General features: G+C 26.7%; 18 protein-coding genes. All 18 read right to left on the bottom strand.

What is annotated here, in order from left to right; translation table 11 throughout:
- Window positions 1-592: 592 nt before the first annotated feature.
- A complete protein-coding gene (locus AYC59_RS05775) occupies window positions 593-1018 on the bottom strand; it encodes a hypothetical protein (RefSeq protein ID WP_066896237.1) in 426 nt (141 codons plus the stop codon).
- A gap of 1 nt (window position 1019) precedes the next feature.
- Window positions 1020-1460, bottom strand: a complete 441-nt coding sequence (locus tag AYC59_RS05780) for a hypothetical protein (protein WP_066896240.1) — start codon at window positions 1458-1460, stop codon at window positions 1020-1022.
- Window positions 1461-1500: 40 nt separating this feature from the next.
- On the bottom strand, window positions 1501-1680 hold the full coding sequence (locus AYC59_RS05785) for a PhzF family phenazine biosynthesis protein (RefSeq protein ID WP_066896243.1): 180 nt from the start codon (window positions 1678-1680) through the stop codon (window positions 1501-1503).
- A gap of 204 nt (window positions 1681-1884) precedes the next feature.
- The gene (locus AYC59_RS05790) at window positions 1885-2556 is read right to left on the bottom strand and encodes an MmcQ/YjbR family DNA-binding protein (protein WP_156445500.1); all 672 of its coding nucleotides are present in this window, start codon (window positions 2554-2556) and stop codon (window positions 1885-1887) included.
- Between the two features lie 10 nt (window positions 2557-2566).
- Complete coding sequence (locus AYC59_RS05795; RefSeq protein WP_066896249.1) at window positions 2567-2908, bottom strand: alpha/beta hydrolase family protein; 342 nt, start codon at window positions 2906-2908, stop codon at window positions 2567-2569.
- 21 nt (window positions 2909-2929) lie between these two features.
- Window positions 2930-3100 carry a steryl acetyl hydrolase gene (locus AYC59_RS07800; protein ID WP_211260020.1) on the bottom strand — a complete coding sequence of 57 codons (171 nt, stop codon included), beginning with the start codon at window positions 3098-3100 and terminating at the stop codon, window positions 2930-2932.
- A 256-nt stretch (window positions 3101-3356) separates the two neighbouring features.
- Complete coding sequence (locus tag AYC59_RS05800; RefSeq protein WP_066896252.1) at window positions 3357-4391, bottom strand: M42 family metallopeptidase; 1035 nt, start codon at window positions 4389-4391, stop codon at window positions 3357-3359.
- A gap of 64 nt (window positions 4392-4455) precedes the next feature.
- Window positions 4456-4632, bottom strand: a complete 177-nt coding sequence (locus AYC59_RS07805) for a hypothetical protein (RefSeq protein ID WP_156445502.1) — start codon at window positions 4630-4632, stop codon at window positions 4456-4458.
- Between the two features lie 258 nt (window positions 4633-4890).
- Window positions 4891-5145: a hypothetical protein gene (locus AYC59_RS05805; protein WP_066896255.1), complete on the bottom strand. Its 255-nt coding sequence runs from the start codon at window positions 5143-5145 to the stop codon at window positions 4891-4893.
- A 224-nt stretch (window positions 5146-5369) separates the two neighbouring features.
- Window positions 5370-5930: a hypothetical protein gene (locus AYC59_RS05810; protein ID WP_066896258.1), complete on the bottom strand. Its 561-nt coding sequence runs from the start codon at window positions 5928-5930 to the stop codon at window positions 5370-5372.
- 281 nt (window positions 5931-6211) lie between these two features.
- Entirely contained in the window at window positions 6212-6880 is a 669-nt protein-coding gene (locus AYC59_RS05815; protein ID WP_082752714.1) for a thiamine diphosphokinase, read from the bottom strand.
- Complete coding sequence (gene pheT, locus AYC59_RS05820) at window positions 6880-9300, bottom strand: phenylalanine--tRNA ligase subunit beta (protein ID WP_066896264.1); 2421 nt, start codon at window positions 9298-9300, stop codon at window positions 6880-6882. Before pheT ends, AYC59_RS05815 begins: the two co-directional genes overlap by 1 nt.
- An 11-nt stretch (window positions 9301-9311) precedes the next feature.
- Window positions 9312-10328, bottom strand: a complete 1017-nt coding sequence (gene pheS / locus AYC59_RS05825) for a phenylalanine--tRNA ligase subunit alpha (protein ID WP_066896267.1) — start codon at window positions 10326-10328, stop codon at window positions 9312-9314.
- Between the two features lie 11 nt (window positions 10329-10339).
- A complete protein-coding gene (locus tag AYC59_RS05830) occupies window positions 10340-11668 on the bottom strand; it encodes a hypothetical protein (RefSeq protein WP_066896269.1) in 1329 nt (442 codons plus the stop codon).
- A complete protein-coding gene (locus tag AYC59_RS05835; RefSeq protein WP_066896272.1) occupies window positions 11669-12118 on the bottom strand; it encodes a YfcE family phosphodiesterase in 450 nt (149 codons plus the stop codon).
- Between the two features lie 3 nt (window positions 12119-12121).
- On the bottom strand, window positions 12122-12889 hold the full coding sequence (locus AYC59_RS05840; protein WP_066896275.1) for a hypothetical protein: 768 nt from the start codon (window positions 12887-12889) through the stop codon (window positions 12122-12124).
- Between the two features lie 11 nt (window positions 12890-12900).
- The gene (gene gyrA, locus AYC59_RS05845; protein ID WP_066896282.1) at window positions 12901-15399 is read right to left on the bottom strand and encodes a DNA gyrase subunit A; all 2499 of its coding nucleotides are present in this window, start codon (window positions 15397-15399) and stop codon (window positions 12901-12903) included.
- A gap of 127 nt (window positions 15400-15526) precedes the next feature.
- Window positions 15527-17473, bottom strand: coding sequence for a DNA topoisomerase (ATP-hydrolyzing) subunit B (gene gyrB / locus AYC59_RS05850; protein ID WP_066896278.1), 1947 nt, complete (start codon window positions 17471-17473; stop codon window positions 15527-15529).
- Window positions 17474-17728: the final 255 nt, after the last annotated feature.

Consider the following 17728-nt stretch of genomic DNA (forward strand, 5'->3'; position numbering starts at 1 on the left):
TAAATCTTGTACCCCCCCCCAAGATAATTTGCCTTAATAAATTAAAATCTATTCTTTCTTCTATAAATATTTCCGGAAAAATTTCTTTTAATTTTTTAACATTTTCTTGAACTAAATCCATACTTGTTCCATTTAATTTTTCCATTTTTCACTCCCTCTTTATTTTTATCATTTCAATTTTTCTTCAATTTCTTCTATACTAGGTAAACTACTTTTATAATTCTTAGATATCTATTAAAATAAAAATTATACAATCTTTGATTATGTGCAACAATATTAAATTGTCAATCCAGTTCTCTATTTTATTTTTAGGAAACCCTATAATCTCCTCTATCTTTTTCTTAGTACTAGTATCTAACATAAAGAAAAATTTTTCAATATTACCAAGAGAAAACAATTCTATAGCAACCCCAGTAGCTAAAATACCATAAGTATTTAAATTATGTTTTACGCAAAGTATTAAAAATGCTAAAAAAATAGGTATAAACACTTTAAAATAAAGAGTTATAACCTATTTTTAGTTTACAAACTTTAAAAATAATAAATAATTCATATAAAATCAAAATACATCTAATTTATTAAATTTCAGTTTTTATATTTCAACAACACTAAATTGTTCTTCTTTTTTATCAAATCTTAATTCATATCTCTTTTCAGGTTCTATATTTACATTTATTTTCATAGGTCCCCAAACTGTAGTTACCCTTTTATGTAATATACCGGGTCTAGTTGTAGTTGCTCTTACTGTTAATTCTCTATTACCAGGTTTTAAATATATACCATATTTCATACCTTCAACAAATACAGAAGAGCTCTCATTATCATCTACTTTTAAAATCTCTATTGTTTGAGTCATTATACCAATAGAATTATTTTTAGTAAATAATTTAGAAGCTCCAGGATTTTCTTCTAAAAATTTATTTGCACTTTTATTAGTAAAATATTTAGATAAAAGTGTACCCCCTATTCCAACTATAATTACTCCAGCGATGTAATAAAACATTATGTTTTTATCCATTTTATTTCTCCTTTCTTTTAACTTCAATCTCTATTGCTTGTTGTTTTTCACCAATAACACCAATTTCATTTAATAAATCATTGTATTGATAAGAAGATAAAAAATCACAATCTAATTCTTCTTTTTTTCCATCTTTATCTATTAAAGTTAATTCTTGACCAGAATCACCAGAAATAGCTTTTATAGCATAAAGATTTATATTAAATTCTTTTTTCTTTCCTTTGTATAAATAGATTAACATATTATCATCTATTATTATTTTTGTTTTTACATACGAATAAATAACATATAAAGAAAAAAGTATAAATATACCTAAAACAATATATATTATATTCCAATTGACATTAAAAACATCAAGTAGTACAGATATAAAAAATCCTAAAAATACAGTTGATAGTATCTTAAATAAAATCATATACCATTTTATATTATATTCTTTCACAATCCTCTCCTTAGTAAATCAGTTTAAATTAAAATTCTTTCTATCCTTCTTTTGTAAATACTTTCAAATCATAAACTCCAAAAGATTTTCTAACAACAAAAGTAGTTTCTGGATATCCATTTTCTCTTGCAATTTTAGCCATAACTTCATCTTCCAGTAAACTTACACAAGGTATAACAGATATAAGTCCGTCTTTAACATTCAATACATATTGTGTCATTTTTATTCAACACCCTTAATTCTTAATTAAATATTTCTATAATAATTATACCAAATTATGTGATTAAAATCTATAAAAATTTGAAAATATTTAGTTTACCAATTTGAAAATATGTACTTTAAAGTGCATTACATTATACATAAAATTAAGAAATAAAAAGGATAGTATAGAACTTATCATTCTATTTACTATCCTGTTTTTTACTTATTTCCCTGTTAGTTCAAAACTATTATCTATTAATTTAAAAATTTCATCAATATTAATTTTTTCATCTAAAATACAACTTATCCAATATTTTTTATTCATATGATATGCTCTATATATACCATCTTTTTCAATAAGTCTAATAACATCTTCTTCTTTTGCTTTAAGATTTATAAGCTCTACTTCTTTATTTATACTTACATCAACCTTATTTCCATTTAATGCTATCAATATTCCAAACCATTTTTCATTGTCTTTTCTTCTAAATACACCTAAATTATTATCTTTAAATGTATATTCCAAATCAACATCATATTTATTTTTTATATATTCTATAACCTTAGATGTAATATCATTTTTAAAATATTTATTTTCATAACATTTATATGAAATATCTTCAAGAATTTCTTTACAAGCATTTCTAACATTAGAAACATATTCTCCTACTACACTAGAAATTTTTAAAGGCATATACTCTTCATCATTTTCTAAATCTATAACCGTATAATCTACAACATCCTTTATTTTTACAATTAAAGAAAAACTATTATTAAGAATATTCTTTCTATATACATATTCATCTTCATCCAGTATAAATCCATATTTTTTTAATTTCTCTATATTTATATCCCTATCTTTAAACATTTCATTTAAATTAATCAATAATATCACACCTATCTGCTTAATTATTTCTAATAATTTCAATTATTTCATTCTGTACTTTCTTTGCCTCAGGTATAGGTAATATTGGAAACACATGATTTATTTTATCATAAACTATACTTTTATGTTTAATTTTTTCTTCATTTAATATATTATCTAATTTTACTAAATCTGGATAAAATAGTTCATGAGTTACAACAAAAGTTACAATATATGGTAAATCATTAAACTTTCCAAATATTGGACTTACATAAGAATTTTGTAATTCTTCCTTATTACCACCAACCCAAACAAACCCCGATACTTTCAAAGATAATATAGAAAGCATAGGATCTAATTTTTCATATATTTTAGCTTCCATATTTGTCATATCTAAATCAAGTCAAGGTGAAAGAAGAATAAGTTTATTTGGCACATCTATTTTATTATCTCTTAAATACATAGAAAAGCCTAACGCTAGACCTCCACCTACAGAATCACCCATAATTATTATAGCTTTTTGATTCATTCCTTCTATTTTATTAAAATCAAAAACTTGCATATCATAAACCATATATTCTTTTACTTCCTTACCCAAAATAGAAGATTAATTATCCATTTTAGACCCTTCTTGATTTTTAATAATTTCATTTAACTTTTCATCAAATGATAAATTTCTTCTATCTTTGGTTGCCCAAAGATATTGTTCTACAATAAAACTCATAACAGATCTTTTTTGTATAACCTTTATATTAAAATACAAGGCTGATAATATAACTATAAATAATAATATAACTCCTTTTTTTCACTATATATCCCCCACTTCTTTTTTATTTAACTAAATTACTTAATAAATATTTATATACTAATTTTTCAGTCGCATTTATAGAATCTATATGAGATCTTTCATAAGAATGACTTGATTCAACTCCTGCTCCTATTAACGCATGTTTAACATCAGCTCCAGATCTCATTGCTGCAGATGCATCGCTACCATAATATGGGTATATATCCAGCTTATAATCTATATCATTTTGATTTGCAAGATTTACTAAATGTTGTCTAAATTCATAATGATAAGGACCTGATGCATCTTTAACACAAATTGATACTGTATATTCATCTGTTTGTTGTTCATCTCCCATAGCTCCCATATCTACTGCTAAGTATTCAACAACTTTTTCTGATATATTTGAATTTCCACCATATCCTATTTCTTCATTATTTGAGAAATAGAAATGTGTTGTATAAGGTAATTCTATTCCTTTTTCTTTATACTCTTTTAATAAATTTAACATAATAGATGCACTTATTTTATCATCTAAATGTCTACTTTTAATAAAACCATTTTCAGTTATTATAGTCCTTGGATCAAATGATATAAAATCTCCAACTTCTATACCTAATGCTCTCGTTTGCTCTGCTGTTCTTACTTTTTCATCAAGTCTGATCTCCATATTTTCCTGATTTCTTTCAATAGTTCCAGCATTTCTATAAACATGAACACTAGTTTGATGAGCAAGTATAGTTCCTTCTACTTTTTTACCATTTTTTGAAACATGAACTATACAATTTTCACCTTCAATAGATACATATGTAAATCCGCCTATTAAGTCCATTTTAACTCTACCATCAGATTTAATAGCACGAACCATAGCTCCAAGTGTATCTAAATGTGCTGTAACAAGTCTATGTTTTTCATCATTCTTTCCTCTAACTGTAACTATAACTCCACCTTTATTAGTTTTAAATGGACTGTATCCAAATCCTTTTATTTCATTCATTATATATTCCATAATCTCTTCAGTATAACCTGTTGGCGATGGAATAGATGTTAATTTTTTGATATATTCTAATGTATTCATACTCTTCTCCTATTTTTTATTTATACCTAATTATATCAAAAAATATCACTTTTTTATAGTATAACTAAAATCTTCCTCCTATAGATACTCCTACATATCCAGGAAATCCTGCATTTAATTCAGTAGAAATCTTATCTTTATATGTTATACCCAATCCCTCTTTAGCAGCTAGAGTTATAGAAAAAATAAATTCTCTTTTTCCATTAGTATCTTTAACATATACCGATGAAAAATAGTGCATAGTCCCTATATTTGCCCCAATACATACCTTAGTATTTTCATAAACTTTTTTAGCAAGTTCTGTTGATATATATGGATTAACATATCCAAACTCAAAATAAGAGCTTTCATAACTTTTTATGTATTCTTCAGATACTCTTTTACTATGTTCGTTATTTCCATTTTTATTTTTTTATAAAGATTCTTTAGACTTTTCATATGTATCTTTATCCTTACCTAATTGTTCCTTAATCTTATTAAGACTAATAACCTTTCCAATTCAACTTTCAACCCCAACTCTAATATTTATATCATATCCTTTACCTAAGTCTATCCTTTTATATCCTGTAATTGAAGATCCTCCTGTTAAAATATTTCCATGTTTATTACGATAAATTAATGTATTTTTATTATACAATATTTCTTCTTTAAGTGATATCTCTCCATAATTTATATTTCCTATAACCTTAAGTTCATATCGGTTACTAGCAAATATACTAGTTGACAATAAAGTAAATAAAAGTACTCTTTTCATAACATTTTTCCTACTTTTTATTTGAAAATAGTATACTATTAAACTTGTCTTCTGTCAATATCGTTTTTAATATTTGTTTAATTTATATTTATTTATAATTTAAAAGGAAGCCTAAGCTTCCTAGTATTATTATTTAATTGTTAAATTTCCTGTATGTTGTCCGTTTACTTCTAAATCATATATATATCCAAATATTTAATATATTATTTTATATAACAATTTTATTAGAAGCTATATCCTAATTCAATTCCAGCATTTGGTAAGAATGATAGTGCAGAGTAAGCACCAGAGTAAGCACCCTTAAAGAATACTCCTGCATTAAATTTATTGTATTTAACACCTGATACTAATTTACCATTAGCACCAAAACTTACATTTACTGCTTTAGCATCTATAGATGAATTTCCACTCGCAACTTTACTATGAGTATATCCAACACCAAGACCTAAACCAGCTTCTGCTCCTGCATATAGTTTAGTAGTATTAGATACTTTATAGTTTAATTCACTTCTAAAGTTAACTAAAGCATCTACTGATACAATAGTGTAATTTGGTACCCCAACAAATGTACCTACACCTAATGTAGCTCCTGGACCATAATCTACATCTAATTTCTCATTTATTTTGTGGTTGAATAATTGGTGAACTGATACTTCTGGTTCTACATATCCAGCAACACCATAATATGTTCCTTGAAGTCCTCCAGTAACTCTTGTTTCTGATTTATCTGCAGCAAATGTTGTTAAAGATAATGCCGCTAAACCTAATACGAATAATTTTTTCATTTCTTCTCCTCCTAAATTTTATATATTGTAAACTTAATTACCTATATTAAAAAGTATAACCTGCTTCTAAAGCTGGACCATATCCATTAAATACTGCCATAGCTTCTGCTTTAGGTTATACAATAAAGTTTCTATTTAAAACTTTAGCATCTACTCCTGCTTAAGCTTTAACTTTAGGCATTTCCATTACAAAACTTGCAAAAGATAAAGCCATTAATCCTAATACAAATACTCTTATCTGAAGATATTTTATACTATTTCCCTATTAAAGTCAATATTTTTTATATTTCTAAAAAAATATACATTTCACCTTTTTTAAATTCTATACTTACTTTATCATCTTCTATAACATTACTAGCAAGCCCTATAGACCTTGAAATATCTTTATTTTCAAGGTTATATCTAAATCCTTTTAAAGTTAATTTTTCTATATTTGTTATAGGTATTATTGAAAAAAGTTTACCTTTTTCATTTTCTATAGTGGTATCTGTATCTATATACCTTACTATTTCATTAACTTCTGTAATATATTTCATATTTTTGTTTTTTTCTAATAACTTAAGATTTGAAAGTGTCATATCAACTCTTTTACCTGTAGCTCCAAATACAACTATATCAAGTTCAGATATAAACTCATCCCTTTGTTCTTCAAATCTATTATGCATGTATTCATCACTTTGATTATATATATGAAGAAGGACTATACCAAAATCTGTATAGTCCTTATCTTGGCTATATTTTTTTATTTCTACACCCTTATCTTCATAATATTTCAAAACTTCTGTTTTTACTGAATCTAAATCACCTAATATCATCTTAGGCATTAGCTTATATTTATACAATACATTTGCTCCACCATCAGCACAATATATGATTCTATCTTTTAATATTTCAAAATGTTTCATATTAAATTCTGGATATACTCCATTTAAAAATATAGCATACTTCATTATTTCCTCAATTCTGCATTATATTCTTTTTCAAGTTTTAAAAGTATTTTATCCATTACATTTGTAATTTCTTGTTCTTCAAGAGTTTTGTTTTCATCTCTCATAAGTATACTTATAGCTACTGATTTCTTACCTGAATCTATACCTATTCCTCTATATATATCAAATAGTTCAACCTTTTCTATAATCTTATCCACTTTTTCTATAGATTTTATCATATCTCCAACAAGAACATCTTCTTTTACTACTATAGCTATATCTCTTGGAACTGATTGGAATTTACTTAAACCTTTATAATTAATATTCTTACTGATATATTTATTTAATAAATCTAAGAAAATTTCAGCATAAACTACATTTTCATTTTCAAGATCCATTTTTTCTTCAACGTCAGGATGAAGATTACCAAATGTTCCTATTAATTCACGTCCTACAAATATATCAGCACTTCTTCCTGGATGATATGCAGGATTTTCACTTCTTCTTAATTGATATTTACTAAATCCTAGTTTATTAAATAAGGCTTCTATTATTCCTTTCAAATCAAAGAAATCGTATTTTTCTGGTTTTGGATTCCATAAACTTTTTTCTTTAGAACCACTTAATACTATTGCTAAAGTTTCAAGTTCATTAACTTCTTTTTCACCTAAATACACTAGTTTTTCTTTCTTTTCTTTAACATCTTTTTTAGTAAATCTCTTAGATACTTCAAAGAACCTAATATCTTGTACACTTCTATTTAAATTATCTCTAACATTTTTTAATAGAGAATACATAAGTGTAGGTCTAAGAACTGCAAAATCTTCTATTATTGGATTTTTTAATTCTATTAACTCTTCTTCTTTAATATTAAATTTAATCTTTTCAAAAGAATTTTTAGGAATAAAGCTATAGTTGATTACTTCTCTTAATCCTAAACTTGCACTTATAATCTTAACATCTGTTACATATTTTGTAGTATCTACTAATCTTTTTTTAGATAAAGTAACTTTAGGCATAATATTTTCTATATTATCAAATCCAACAAGTCTTATTATCTCTTCAAAGTAATCAAATTGATTTATTAAATCTTGTCTATGGTAAGGTGCTTTTAATAAAAGTGTATCTCCCATATCCTTAACTTCTACTTCTAATCTTTCTAAAAGAGAAATAACCTTATCTTTTTCTATTACTTTACCTATAAATTTATTCATTTTTTCTATATCTAAAGTTGTAACCTTATTTTCAAGTTTAACTTTATACTCATCATTTATATTACAAATAGTTCCACCAGCTATACTCTGAACAAGATATGAAATTCTATCCATTACATAATTCATATTTTCTTCATTTACACGTCTTTCAAATCTATAAGAAGATTCACTAATTAAAGCTAATTTTCTACTTGTTTTTCTAACAGATAAATTATCAAAATGAGCAACTTCTATTAAAATATTTGTTGTATTTTCTGTAACTTCTGTTTCAAGTCCACCCATAACACCTGCAAGAGCTATAACTTTACCATTATTTCTAATAACTATATCTTCATTATTTAATTCTCTAGTCTTTTCATCTAGTGTAACAAAGCTTTCTCCATTACTTACATATCCAACGCTAATTTCTGGCTTTTCTAATTTATCTAAATCAAATATATGGTTAGGTTGATTAGTTTCAAGCATAACATAATTAGATATATCTACTAAATTATTTATACTTCTTACACCAACTGCTTCAAGTCTATCTCTTAACCATTTAGGACTTGGACCTACTTTAACATTTTTAATAACACGAGCCATATATCTATTTGATGTACCTTCAGCTATATTGATATCAATATCATATTTTTCTTTTTCTTCCACGTCATTTTTAGGTATATTTAAGTTTTTGTTATAGTAAGCTGAAAGTTCTCTTGCTATACCTATATGAGAAAGACAATCGGGTCTATTAGGTGTTATTTCAAGTTCAAATACAGTATCATTTAAACCATAATATTCATCTAAAGGTATACCTAATTTTGTATCTTCTGGGAATATTATTATTCCATCATTTCCTGGACCTACTTTTAATTCTGTTTCAGAACAAAGCATTCCATTTGACTCTTCTCCTCTTATCTTACCTTTTTTAATCACAAATTCTTTATCAAGTTCTGCACCTATTTGTGCCATTGCAACTATATCTCCTTCTTTATGATTAGTTGCACCACAAACTACTTGTAATACTTCAGTTCCATTATCTACCTGACATACAGTTAAATGATCAGAATTAGGATGCATTTTTAATTCTTTAATTTTTGCAGTTAAAACCTTTTTAAGATTTTCACCTTGTTTTTCAATGTTTTCTACTTCTTGACCTATCATAGTTAAAGCATTTTCAAGTTCTTTAATATCTAAATTTTCGTCAAGATCTATATATTCTTTTAACCAATTTAATGAAATTAACATATATTCACCACCTAGAATTGTTCTAAAAATCTAATATCATTTTCAAAGAATGCTCTTAAATCATCTATACCATATTTAAGCATAGTAATTCTTTCAACACCCATACCAAAAGCAAATCCTTGATATTTATTACCATCAATATCTCCTGCTTCAAGTACTTTTATATTAACCATACCAGATCCTAATATTTCTAACCATCCAGTATGTTTACATAATCTACACCCTTTACCTTTACATACTCCACATTCAACGTCCATTTCTGCACTAGGTTCTGTAAAAGGGAAAAAGTGAGGTCTAAATCTTACATTTCTATCACTACCAAATATTCTTTGTACTATACTTTCAAGCATAGCTTTAAAATTAGCAAATGATACATCTTCTCCTACCATTAAACCTTCAATTTGATGGAACATAGGTGTATGAGAAACATCATAATCTGGTCTATAAACCTTACCTATTGATATCATTTTAAATGGTGGTTTATGTTCTTTCATATATCTAATCTGCACTGGTGATGTTTGTGTTCTTAATACCACATCATCTGTGATATAGAAAGTATCTGTTATTTCTCTTGATAGATGTGTCTTAGGTATATTTAATGCATCAAAATTTAATTGAACTTCTTCTACTTCAGGCCCATCAACTATATCAAATCCCATTTCACTAACAATTTCTTTTATATCTATTAAAGTTTTAGTAAGAGGATGAAGACTAGATTTTTCAATAACCTTACCTGGTAATGTTATATCTATAGTTTCTGTTTCTATTTTTTTCTTTTTAATAGCCTCTTTTATTAAACTATTTCTTTCATCAAATTTAACTTGTAGCTCATTTTTAATAATATTAGCTACCTGTCCCATTTCTTTTCTTTTTTCTGCAACAACATTTCCCAACTCTTTCATTATAGTTGTAAATGCCCCTTTTTTACCAAAATATTTTACTTTAATCTCATTAAAATCTTCAGTGGTGCTTAATTCTTCAAGTTCTTTTAAAGCTTCTTCTTTTATCTTATTTAACTTATCTATCATTTCTTCCTCCACTATTTAACTTTACTTATGTTATTAGTCTTTAAATCCTTTAATAATTGATCTTTATTGTTATATATTGCAACTGCGTTATATTTATTTAACCCTTCAAGTCCTACAACATTTCCAGAATTTTGATACATAACCCCTATATATATTAACTTATATACAAATTCTGCATCTGAATTTTGTAAAAATTCTGTATAACTTAATTGATTTGGATAAAGTTTTTGGATAATATAGTATTCTTTATTACTATCACTAGTATTACCTTCATAAACTCCTACTATATCATCATTTTGTTTTGATTTATTAAAGTATCTACTATCATATTTTGCTAAATATTTGTATAAAGAAAGTATATTTATTTCAGATATATCCTTAACTATTTTAGGTACTTTATTAATTTCAACTTTAGTTTCTATATCTCCTGTTTTAAGACCTAATAACTCTTTAGTTTCTAAATCATAACTAACATTGATCTTCTTAATATCGCTATTTTTTAAAGGTTTATCTGCATTTTCAATTTCATAATTAACTCCTGTTAGATATAGATTTCTAAATGCAACGTCTATATTATCAGAATTTACTTTTCTCATATTAACACTACCTAATAAGTATACATCATCATTTTTATGTGTATAATTTAGAACTAAATAATCTAAAGGTCTAAATTGCTTAGCTTCATAATTTAAGTAAAAATTCCAAGCTCCTAAAGATCCTACTAATATTAAAGATACAAAAAATACACTTAAATTTAATTTTTTCCATACTACTTCATCATCTTTATTCATTAAAGCACGAACATTAAGAACTATAGCCATAAATGTTGCAATGATTATTACTATGTATATAACAACGATTATCTCTTTAACAGTTAATACTCCTTGTATTCTTCCAAGTAAATACATCTGTGCTTCAAATCCTTCTTTATACTTTTCACTTGTTATACTTTTTAAAGCTAAAAATACATCTTTTGTTAAATATACAAAATATACAGTAGTTATTGATGATATCCATATCATTATGGTACTTACTTGTAATAATTTATTATACTGACCTCTAACTATTCTATATACTATAAAAGATATAAAGCAAACAAGAAGAATTAATAGAAAAGTTCTATTAATTAATCCAAATAATTCTATTGATTTTAAATCATTTACCTTACTTGCAAGGTTTAAAACTAACGTAACAAAATCTGTTTGATTTGTTATTACTCCTTTAAACTTGTATAATAAATCTAAAACTTTAAATACCAATAAAATATCTGTTATTAAACATAAAGAAAGTAACCAAACCATAATAGATTCAAATATTTTAGCTGGTTTTATTTTATTCATCTATCTTCCTCCTTTAAAAAGTATTTTACCATTTTCATAAATTGCATATTCATGATTAACTATGGCTCCAGGATTTATAAACCGTGTCCCATTAAAACTACTATCATGTTGAATATGTGTATGTCCAAAAACTACAAAAGTAGCATTTTTTTCTACACCTAATTTATATATATCATTCATAGTAGATTTTACAGAAAATAGATGACCATGAGTAAGTAATATTTTACCAACTTCTTCTATTTCTAATTCTATGATATCCTTAGTCGTATTATCATAATAGTCACAATTACCTCTTACAATATAGAAAGGAATATCAAATCCATAACTAATATCTATAGCATCATCACTATGATCTCCAGCGAAAATAACCATATCTGGATTTTCTTTTACTATAGTATTGTATAAATAATCCACATCTCTATGCGAATCTGATGTTAATAATATCTTCATAATTTACCCCATAAATATCGGAACTTTAGTATTTTCTAAAACTTTAATTCCAACCTGACCTGTTATTCTTTCAAATAAAAGAGAATATTTTAAATCTCCCATAATAACTAAATCATAATTAGGTACTGTTTCAAGTATTATAGAAACCTCATCTCCTGTTTTATCTATAAAATTACAACTAGTCCCAAATCTTTCTGTTAATCTATTTTTATCTTCTACATTAACTCTTAAAACATCAATATCTCTAATACCAAACATATTAAAATATTGATAAACACTAGAATTTACACTATATCCACCATCATTTAAGATTAAAACTTTATCAAATTTATAATCTTTTTCTGTATTAGATAAGATTATAAGGGGTTTATAGTGGTTTTTTAATAAGCTACTTAAATTAGTACTTATTTTTTCTCCTTCTGACTTACATATTACAAGTAAATCATAGGCTTTTAATTCTTCTAATACGCTATCAATTAATTCTCCTGTAACTGAATAAACTTTTCTAAAATATCCTTGTAATCTTTTTTCATATTTATTATAATTTTCATTTTCAATTTTCAAATGTTCTTCCATAAGTAAACTAGTATTAGAGCTAATTCCAAGTCCTTGTATAGTTAATGGAAAGATGTCATATTTCATAACATCTTTTACATAAACTATATCTCTTTCTACATTTGATCCAAAAGTAGTTTCTAAGCTCTTTGAAAATTTAATAATCTCATCTATTTCACTTTCATCTGTAAGAACAAATAGAAATCTTTTAAACATATGCCACCTCACTATTGTGCATTTTCTTCTATTTCTGTTTCTTCTTCCTTCTCAACTACAGCTCTATCTGCTGAAACTATATATTCATCTTTGTGTTTTAATTTTTGAATTCTTACACCTTGTGTACTTCTTCCTTTTATAGAAAGATCTTTAACTACAGTTTTTAATACTGTACCTGTTGAAGAGATTGCTATAAGTACTAATTCATTTGTTTCTCCTTCAGAGGCACTAACTACAGTAGCATAAACAACAAAGTTATTTTCTCCAACTAGTTTATAATTCTTAATTCCCATACCACCTCTTTTTTGAGTTTTGTAGTATGAAAGTTCAGTTCTTTTACCGTATCCTTTAGATGTAACTGATAAAACTGTTAAATCATCTATTCCGCCGCTTATATCTATAACATCAGCTGATACAACTTCATCTCCATCTTTTAATTTAATAGCACGAACTCCTGCAGCACTTCTTCCCATTGAACGTATGTCATCTTCTTTAAATCTTATAGCCATACCATTCTTAGTTGCTATGAATATTTCATCTGTTCCCTTACCTGATGTAATTCCAACAAATTTAACTTCATCTTCATCTTCTTTAAATGTAAGAGCTTTTTTACCATTTCTATTTATACTTCTAAACTCTTCAAGAGAAGTCTTCTTAGCTATTCCATTTCTAGTAACAAATACTAATTCACGTTTATCTTCATCTTGTTGTTTAACTGGTATTATTACACTTACTTTTTCATTTTCATCAAGATCTATGATATTTTGTATTAATCTTCCACGAGCTTGTTTTGAACTTTCTGCAATTTCATAAACCTTAGTTGAGTAAACTTTACCTTTATCAGTAAATATCATAAGTGTATCTAAAGTCTGAGCTGTGTATAAAGATTTAAGGACGTCATCTTCGACAGTTGTTGCACTTGAAACACCTGTTCCACCTCTTTTTTGAGACTTATATGCATCAAGAGACATTCTCTTAACATATCCTTTATTAGTTATTGTAACTATAACATCCTCATTTTTAATTAAATCTTCTATCCCAATTTCTAATCTATCTGCCTCAATTGAAGTTTTTCTTTCATCTCCATATTTTTCTTTAAGTTCTATAACTTCTTCTCTAATAATTCCATATTTTCTAGAATCATTAGCTAATATATCTTCAAGATCTGCAATAAATCTAATAATTTCTTGATATTCATTTTCTATTTTTTCTCTTTCAAGACCTGTTAATCTTTGAAGTTTCATATCAAGTATTGCTCTTGCTTGAACATCTGTAAACTCAAATTTAGAAATTAAAGATTCTTTTGCTGTTGCTGTGTCTTTAGATGATCTTATAGTCTTAATAATTTCATCTATATGATCAAGTGCTTTTCTAAATCCTTCTAATATATGCGCACGTCTTTTTGCTTTATTTAATTCAAATGTAGTTTTTCTTGTTATTACATCAAATCTATGTTCTATATATTTATTTAAAATTTGTTTTAAATTAAGTATTCTTGGAACATTATTAACAAGAGCTAACATTATTATACCAAAAGTAGTTTGAAGATCAGTATATTTAAATAATTTATTTAATACAAGTTCACTTTCTTCACCTTTTTTAAGTTCTATAACTACTCTTATTCCATCTTTATCTGATTCATCTCTTAAATCAGAAATTCCTGTTATTTTCTTTTCTTTTACAAGTTCTGCTATACGTTCTATAAGTTTAGCTTTATTAACTTGATAAGGTAATTCTGTAATAATTATAGATTCTCTACCTGTTTTTTTATGTGTTTCAATATGAGTTCTTCCTGATACTCTTACCTTACCACGCCCAGTTTTATATGCACTATAAATTCCTGCTTTACCATAAATTATTCCACCAGTAGGGAAATCTGGACCTTTAATATGCTCTATTAGTTCATCTACACTAATATCTTTATTATCTATAAGTGCAACTATACCGTCTGATAACTCACTTAAATTATGTGGAGGAATATTAGTTGCCATACCTACAGCTATACCTGTTGTACCATTTAATAGTAAATTAGGTAGCTTAGCTGGAAGAACCTTAGGTTCATCTAAACTATCATCAAAGTTTTTTCTCCAATCAACAGTTTCTTTGTCTATGTCTACTAAAAGCTCTGATGTTATTTTTGCCATCTTAGCTTCTGTATATCTCATCGCAGCTGCACTATCTCCATCTATAGACCCAAAATTTCCATGTCCTGCAACAAGTAGATATCTTGTATTAAAATCTTGTGCCATTCTAACCATAGAGTTATATACTGCCGTATCTCCATGTGGGTGATACTTACCTAAAACTTCTCCAACGATTCTGGCTGATTTTTTATATAGTTTATCATAAGTCATACCTAAATCATTCATAGCAAATAAGATTCTTCTATGAACTGGCTTTAATCCATCTCTTACATCTGGAATAGCACGTGAAACTATAACACTCATAGAGTAATCTAAATATGAATTTTTTATTTCATCTTCTATAAAAATAGGTTCTATATTAGACATATGCGTTCTTCTCATAACTTCTTGAACTGCTTCACCATCGTCTGAATCTATTCTATTATCTATCTCATCTACGATTTCATCTTCATCTTTGAAATCATCATCGTATCTATCTGCCATTTCTACTCTCCTATATGTCTAAGTTTCTTACATGTATTGCATGTTCTTCAATAAATGCTCTTCTTGGTTCTACCTTATCTCCCATAAGTATAGAGAACATTTGATCTGCATATTGTGCATCTTCTAGCGTAACTCTTAGAAGTGTTCTAACATCTGGATCCATAGTTGTTTCCCATAATTGATCAGGATTCATTTCTCCTAACCCTTTATATCTTTGTAATCCATATCTTCTATTTTCATTATCAAGTACACTTGTTATACTCTTTAATTCATCATCACTATATGCATATTTAATACTTTTACCAACTGTTATTTTATATAAAGGTGGTTGAGCTATATATATATGTCCTCTATTAATTAAATCTCTTAAATATCTATAGAAGAATGTAAGCATAAGAGTTCTAATATGAGCACCATCAACATCGGCATCTGTCATTATTATTATTTTGTGATATCTTAATTTTTCTATATCAAATCTATCTGCAAGACCTGTACCAAAGGCTGTTATCATAGCTTTAATTTCTGAACTTTCAAGTATTCTATGTTCGTTTGCCTTTTCAACATTCAGTATCTTACCACGTAATGGTAAAATTGCTTGGAACATTCTGTTTCTACCTTGTTTAGCTGATCCTCCGGCACTATCTCCCTCAACTATAAATATTTCTGATTCTTCTGGATTCTTAGAAGAACAATCTGCAAGTTTTCCAGGAAGAGAGCCTACTTCAAAGCTATTTTTCTTAGTTACCATTTCACGAGCTTTTTTAGCTGCTTCACGTGCTTCTTTTGATATAGCTATTTTATCTACTATAATATTTGCTTCTTTTGGATTATCTTCTAAATACATTTTTAATTTATTACTTACTATACCGGAAACAACTCCTATAGCTTCAGATGAACCAAGTTTTGATTTAGTTTGACTTTCAAATTGTGGTTCAGGGAATTTAAGACTTATTACACAAACTAGTCCTTCTCTAACATCACTACCTTGGAATCCACTTTTTTTACCATTAGCCTTAGCAATATCATTTATTATTCTAGTTAATGCTGTTCTAAATCCAGATACATGTGTACCACCATCATAGGTATTAATATTATTAACAAAAGAATACTCTATAGTTTGTTGAGAATTTTTATATATCATAGCAATTTCTACTTCTGCATATTTATCAGGTAATTTATTACCGTCTTCATCATATTCATCCTTTGATAATATTACTTGATCTTTCATATATATAACATCATCAATAATCTTATCTCCTTCAACTATTTCTGATACAAAATCTTTTATACCTCCTTCAAAGAAGTATTCTTTTTCTTTTATATTTTCTTCATCTCTTGCATCAATTAAAACTATTTTTAAGCCTTTATTTAAATAAGCTAATTCCTTTAATCTTGTTTCAAGTATGTTATATTCAAATAAAACTGTTTCAAATATTTCTGGATCAGGTCTGAACTTTATTGTTGTCCCATGTTCCTTTAAAGGTGCTTTACCAATTTCTAAAGCTTCTGTTACAGGATCTCCTTTAGAAAATATTTGTCTAACAATTTTACCATCTCTTGTTACTGTTGCAACTAATTCTTCAGATAAAGCATTAACTACAGATACCCCAACTCCATGTAACCCTCCTGAGAATTGATAATTTGTATTATCAAATTTTCCACCAGCATGAAGTACAGTCATAACAACTTCTAGTGTTGATTTCCCAGATTTATGCATTTCTGTAGGAATTCCTCTTCCATTATCTGATATTTCAATTTCAGAATTAGGAAGCATTTTAACTGTAATAGTGTCACAAATTCCAGCCAAAGCCTCATCTATACTATTATCTACTATTTCCCATACTAAATGGTGTAATCCCCTTGAAGATGTAGTTCCTATATACATTCCAGGTCTTACTCTAACGGCTGCAAGTCCTTCTAAGACAGTAATACTATCTCCACCATAATTTTTTGACATATTTCCTCCATTTTTATTTCTTATTTTTATATATTATTATACCATATTTTGCTTATAATTACTAGATTTTTAATGATTTTGGATATATTTCCAAGCTAAGAAATTTAATATTTTTTTTAGGACTTTTTTATAGACATTTGATATATAAATGTAAAGAAAAAACTTTGATATTTTGTACAGATGTATATATAATAATCTAAGGTGATAAATTAAATAGTGGCGCTGAAAAATTAGGTTCTTCACAAATATTTAAGG

The organism is Pseudostreptobacillus hongkongensis (assembly GCF_001559795.1).
In the GTDB taxonomy this organism is placed as follows: Bacteria; Fusobacteriota; Fusobacteriia; order Fusobacteriales; family Leptotrichiaceae; genus Pseudostreptobacillus; species Pseudostreptobacillus hongkongensis.

Excerpts from the sequence above, each read along its gene's own strand:
- AYC59_RS05775 (WP_066896237.1), bottom strand. The coding sequence starts at position 1,018 with ATGGATAAAAACATAATGTTTTATTACATCGCTGGAGTAATTATAGTT.
- AYC59_RS05785 (WP_066896243.1), bottom strand. The coding sequence starts at position 1,680 with ATGACACAATATGTATTGAATGTTAAAGACGGACTTATATCTGTTATA.
- AYC59_RS05795 (WP_066896249.1), bottom strand. The coding sequence starts at position 2,908 with ATGGAAGCTAAAATATATGAAAAATTAGATCCTATGCTTTCTATATTA.
- AYC59_RS07800 (WP_211260020.1), bottom strand. The coding sequence starts at position 3,100 with ATGGTTTATGATATGCAAGTTTTTGATTTTAATAAAATAGAAGGAATG.
- AYC59_RS05800 (WP_066896252.1), bottom strand. The coding sequence starts at position 4,391 with ATGAATACATTAGAATATATCAAAAAATTAACATCTATTCCATCGCCA.
- AYC59_RS07805 (WP_156445502.1), bottom strand. The coding sequence starts at position 4,632 with ATGCACTATTTTTCATCGGTATATGTTAAAGATACTAATGGAAAAAGA.
- AYC59_RS05805 (WP_066896255.1), bottom strand. The coding sequence starts at position 5,145 with ATGAAAAGAGTACTTTTATTTACTTTATTGTCAACTAGTATATTTGCT.
- AYC59_RS05810 (WP_066896258.1), bottom strand. The coding sequence starts at position 5,930 with ATGAAAAAATTATTCGTATTAGGTTTAGCGGCATTATCTTTAACAACA.
- AYC59_RS05815 (WP_082752714.1), bottom strand. The coding sequence starts at position 6,880 with ATGAAGTATGCTATATTTTTAAATGGAGTATATCCAGAATTTAATATG.
- pheT (WP_066896264.1), bottom strand. The coding sequence starts at position 9,300 with ATGTTAATTTCATTAAATTGGTTAAAAGAATATATAGATCTTGACGAA.
- pheS (WP_066896267.1), bottom strand. The coding sequence starts at position 10,328 with ATGATAGATAAGTTAAATAAGATAAAAGAAGAAGCTTTAAAAGAACTT.
- AYC59_RS05830 (WP_066896269.1), bottom strand. The coding sequence starts at position 11,668 with ATGAATAAAATAAAACCAGCTAAAATATTTGAATCTATTATGGTTTGG.
- AYC59_RS05835 (WP_066896272.1), bottom strand. The coding sequence starts at position 12,118 with ATGAAGATATTATTAACATCAGATTCGCATAGAGATGTGGATTATTTA.
- AYC59_RS05840 (WP_066896275.1), bottom strand. The coding sequence starts at position 12,889 with ATGTTTAAAAGATTTCTATTTGTTCTTACAGATGAAAGTGAAATAGAT.
- gyrA (WP_066896282.1), bottom strand. The coding sequence starts at position 15,399 with ATGTCTAATATAGAACCTATTTTTATAGAAGATGAAATAAAAAATTCA.
- gyrB (WP_066896278.1), bottom strand. The coding sequence starts at position 17,473 with ATGTCAAAAAATTATGGTGGAGATAGTATTACTGTCTTAGAAGGACTT.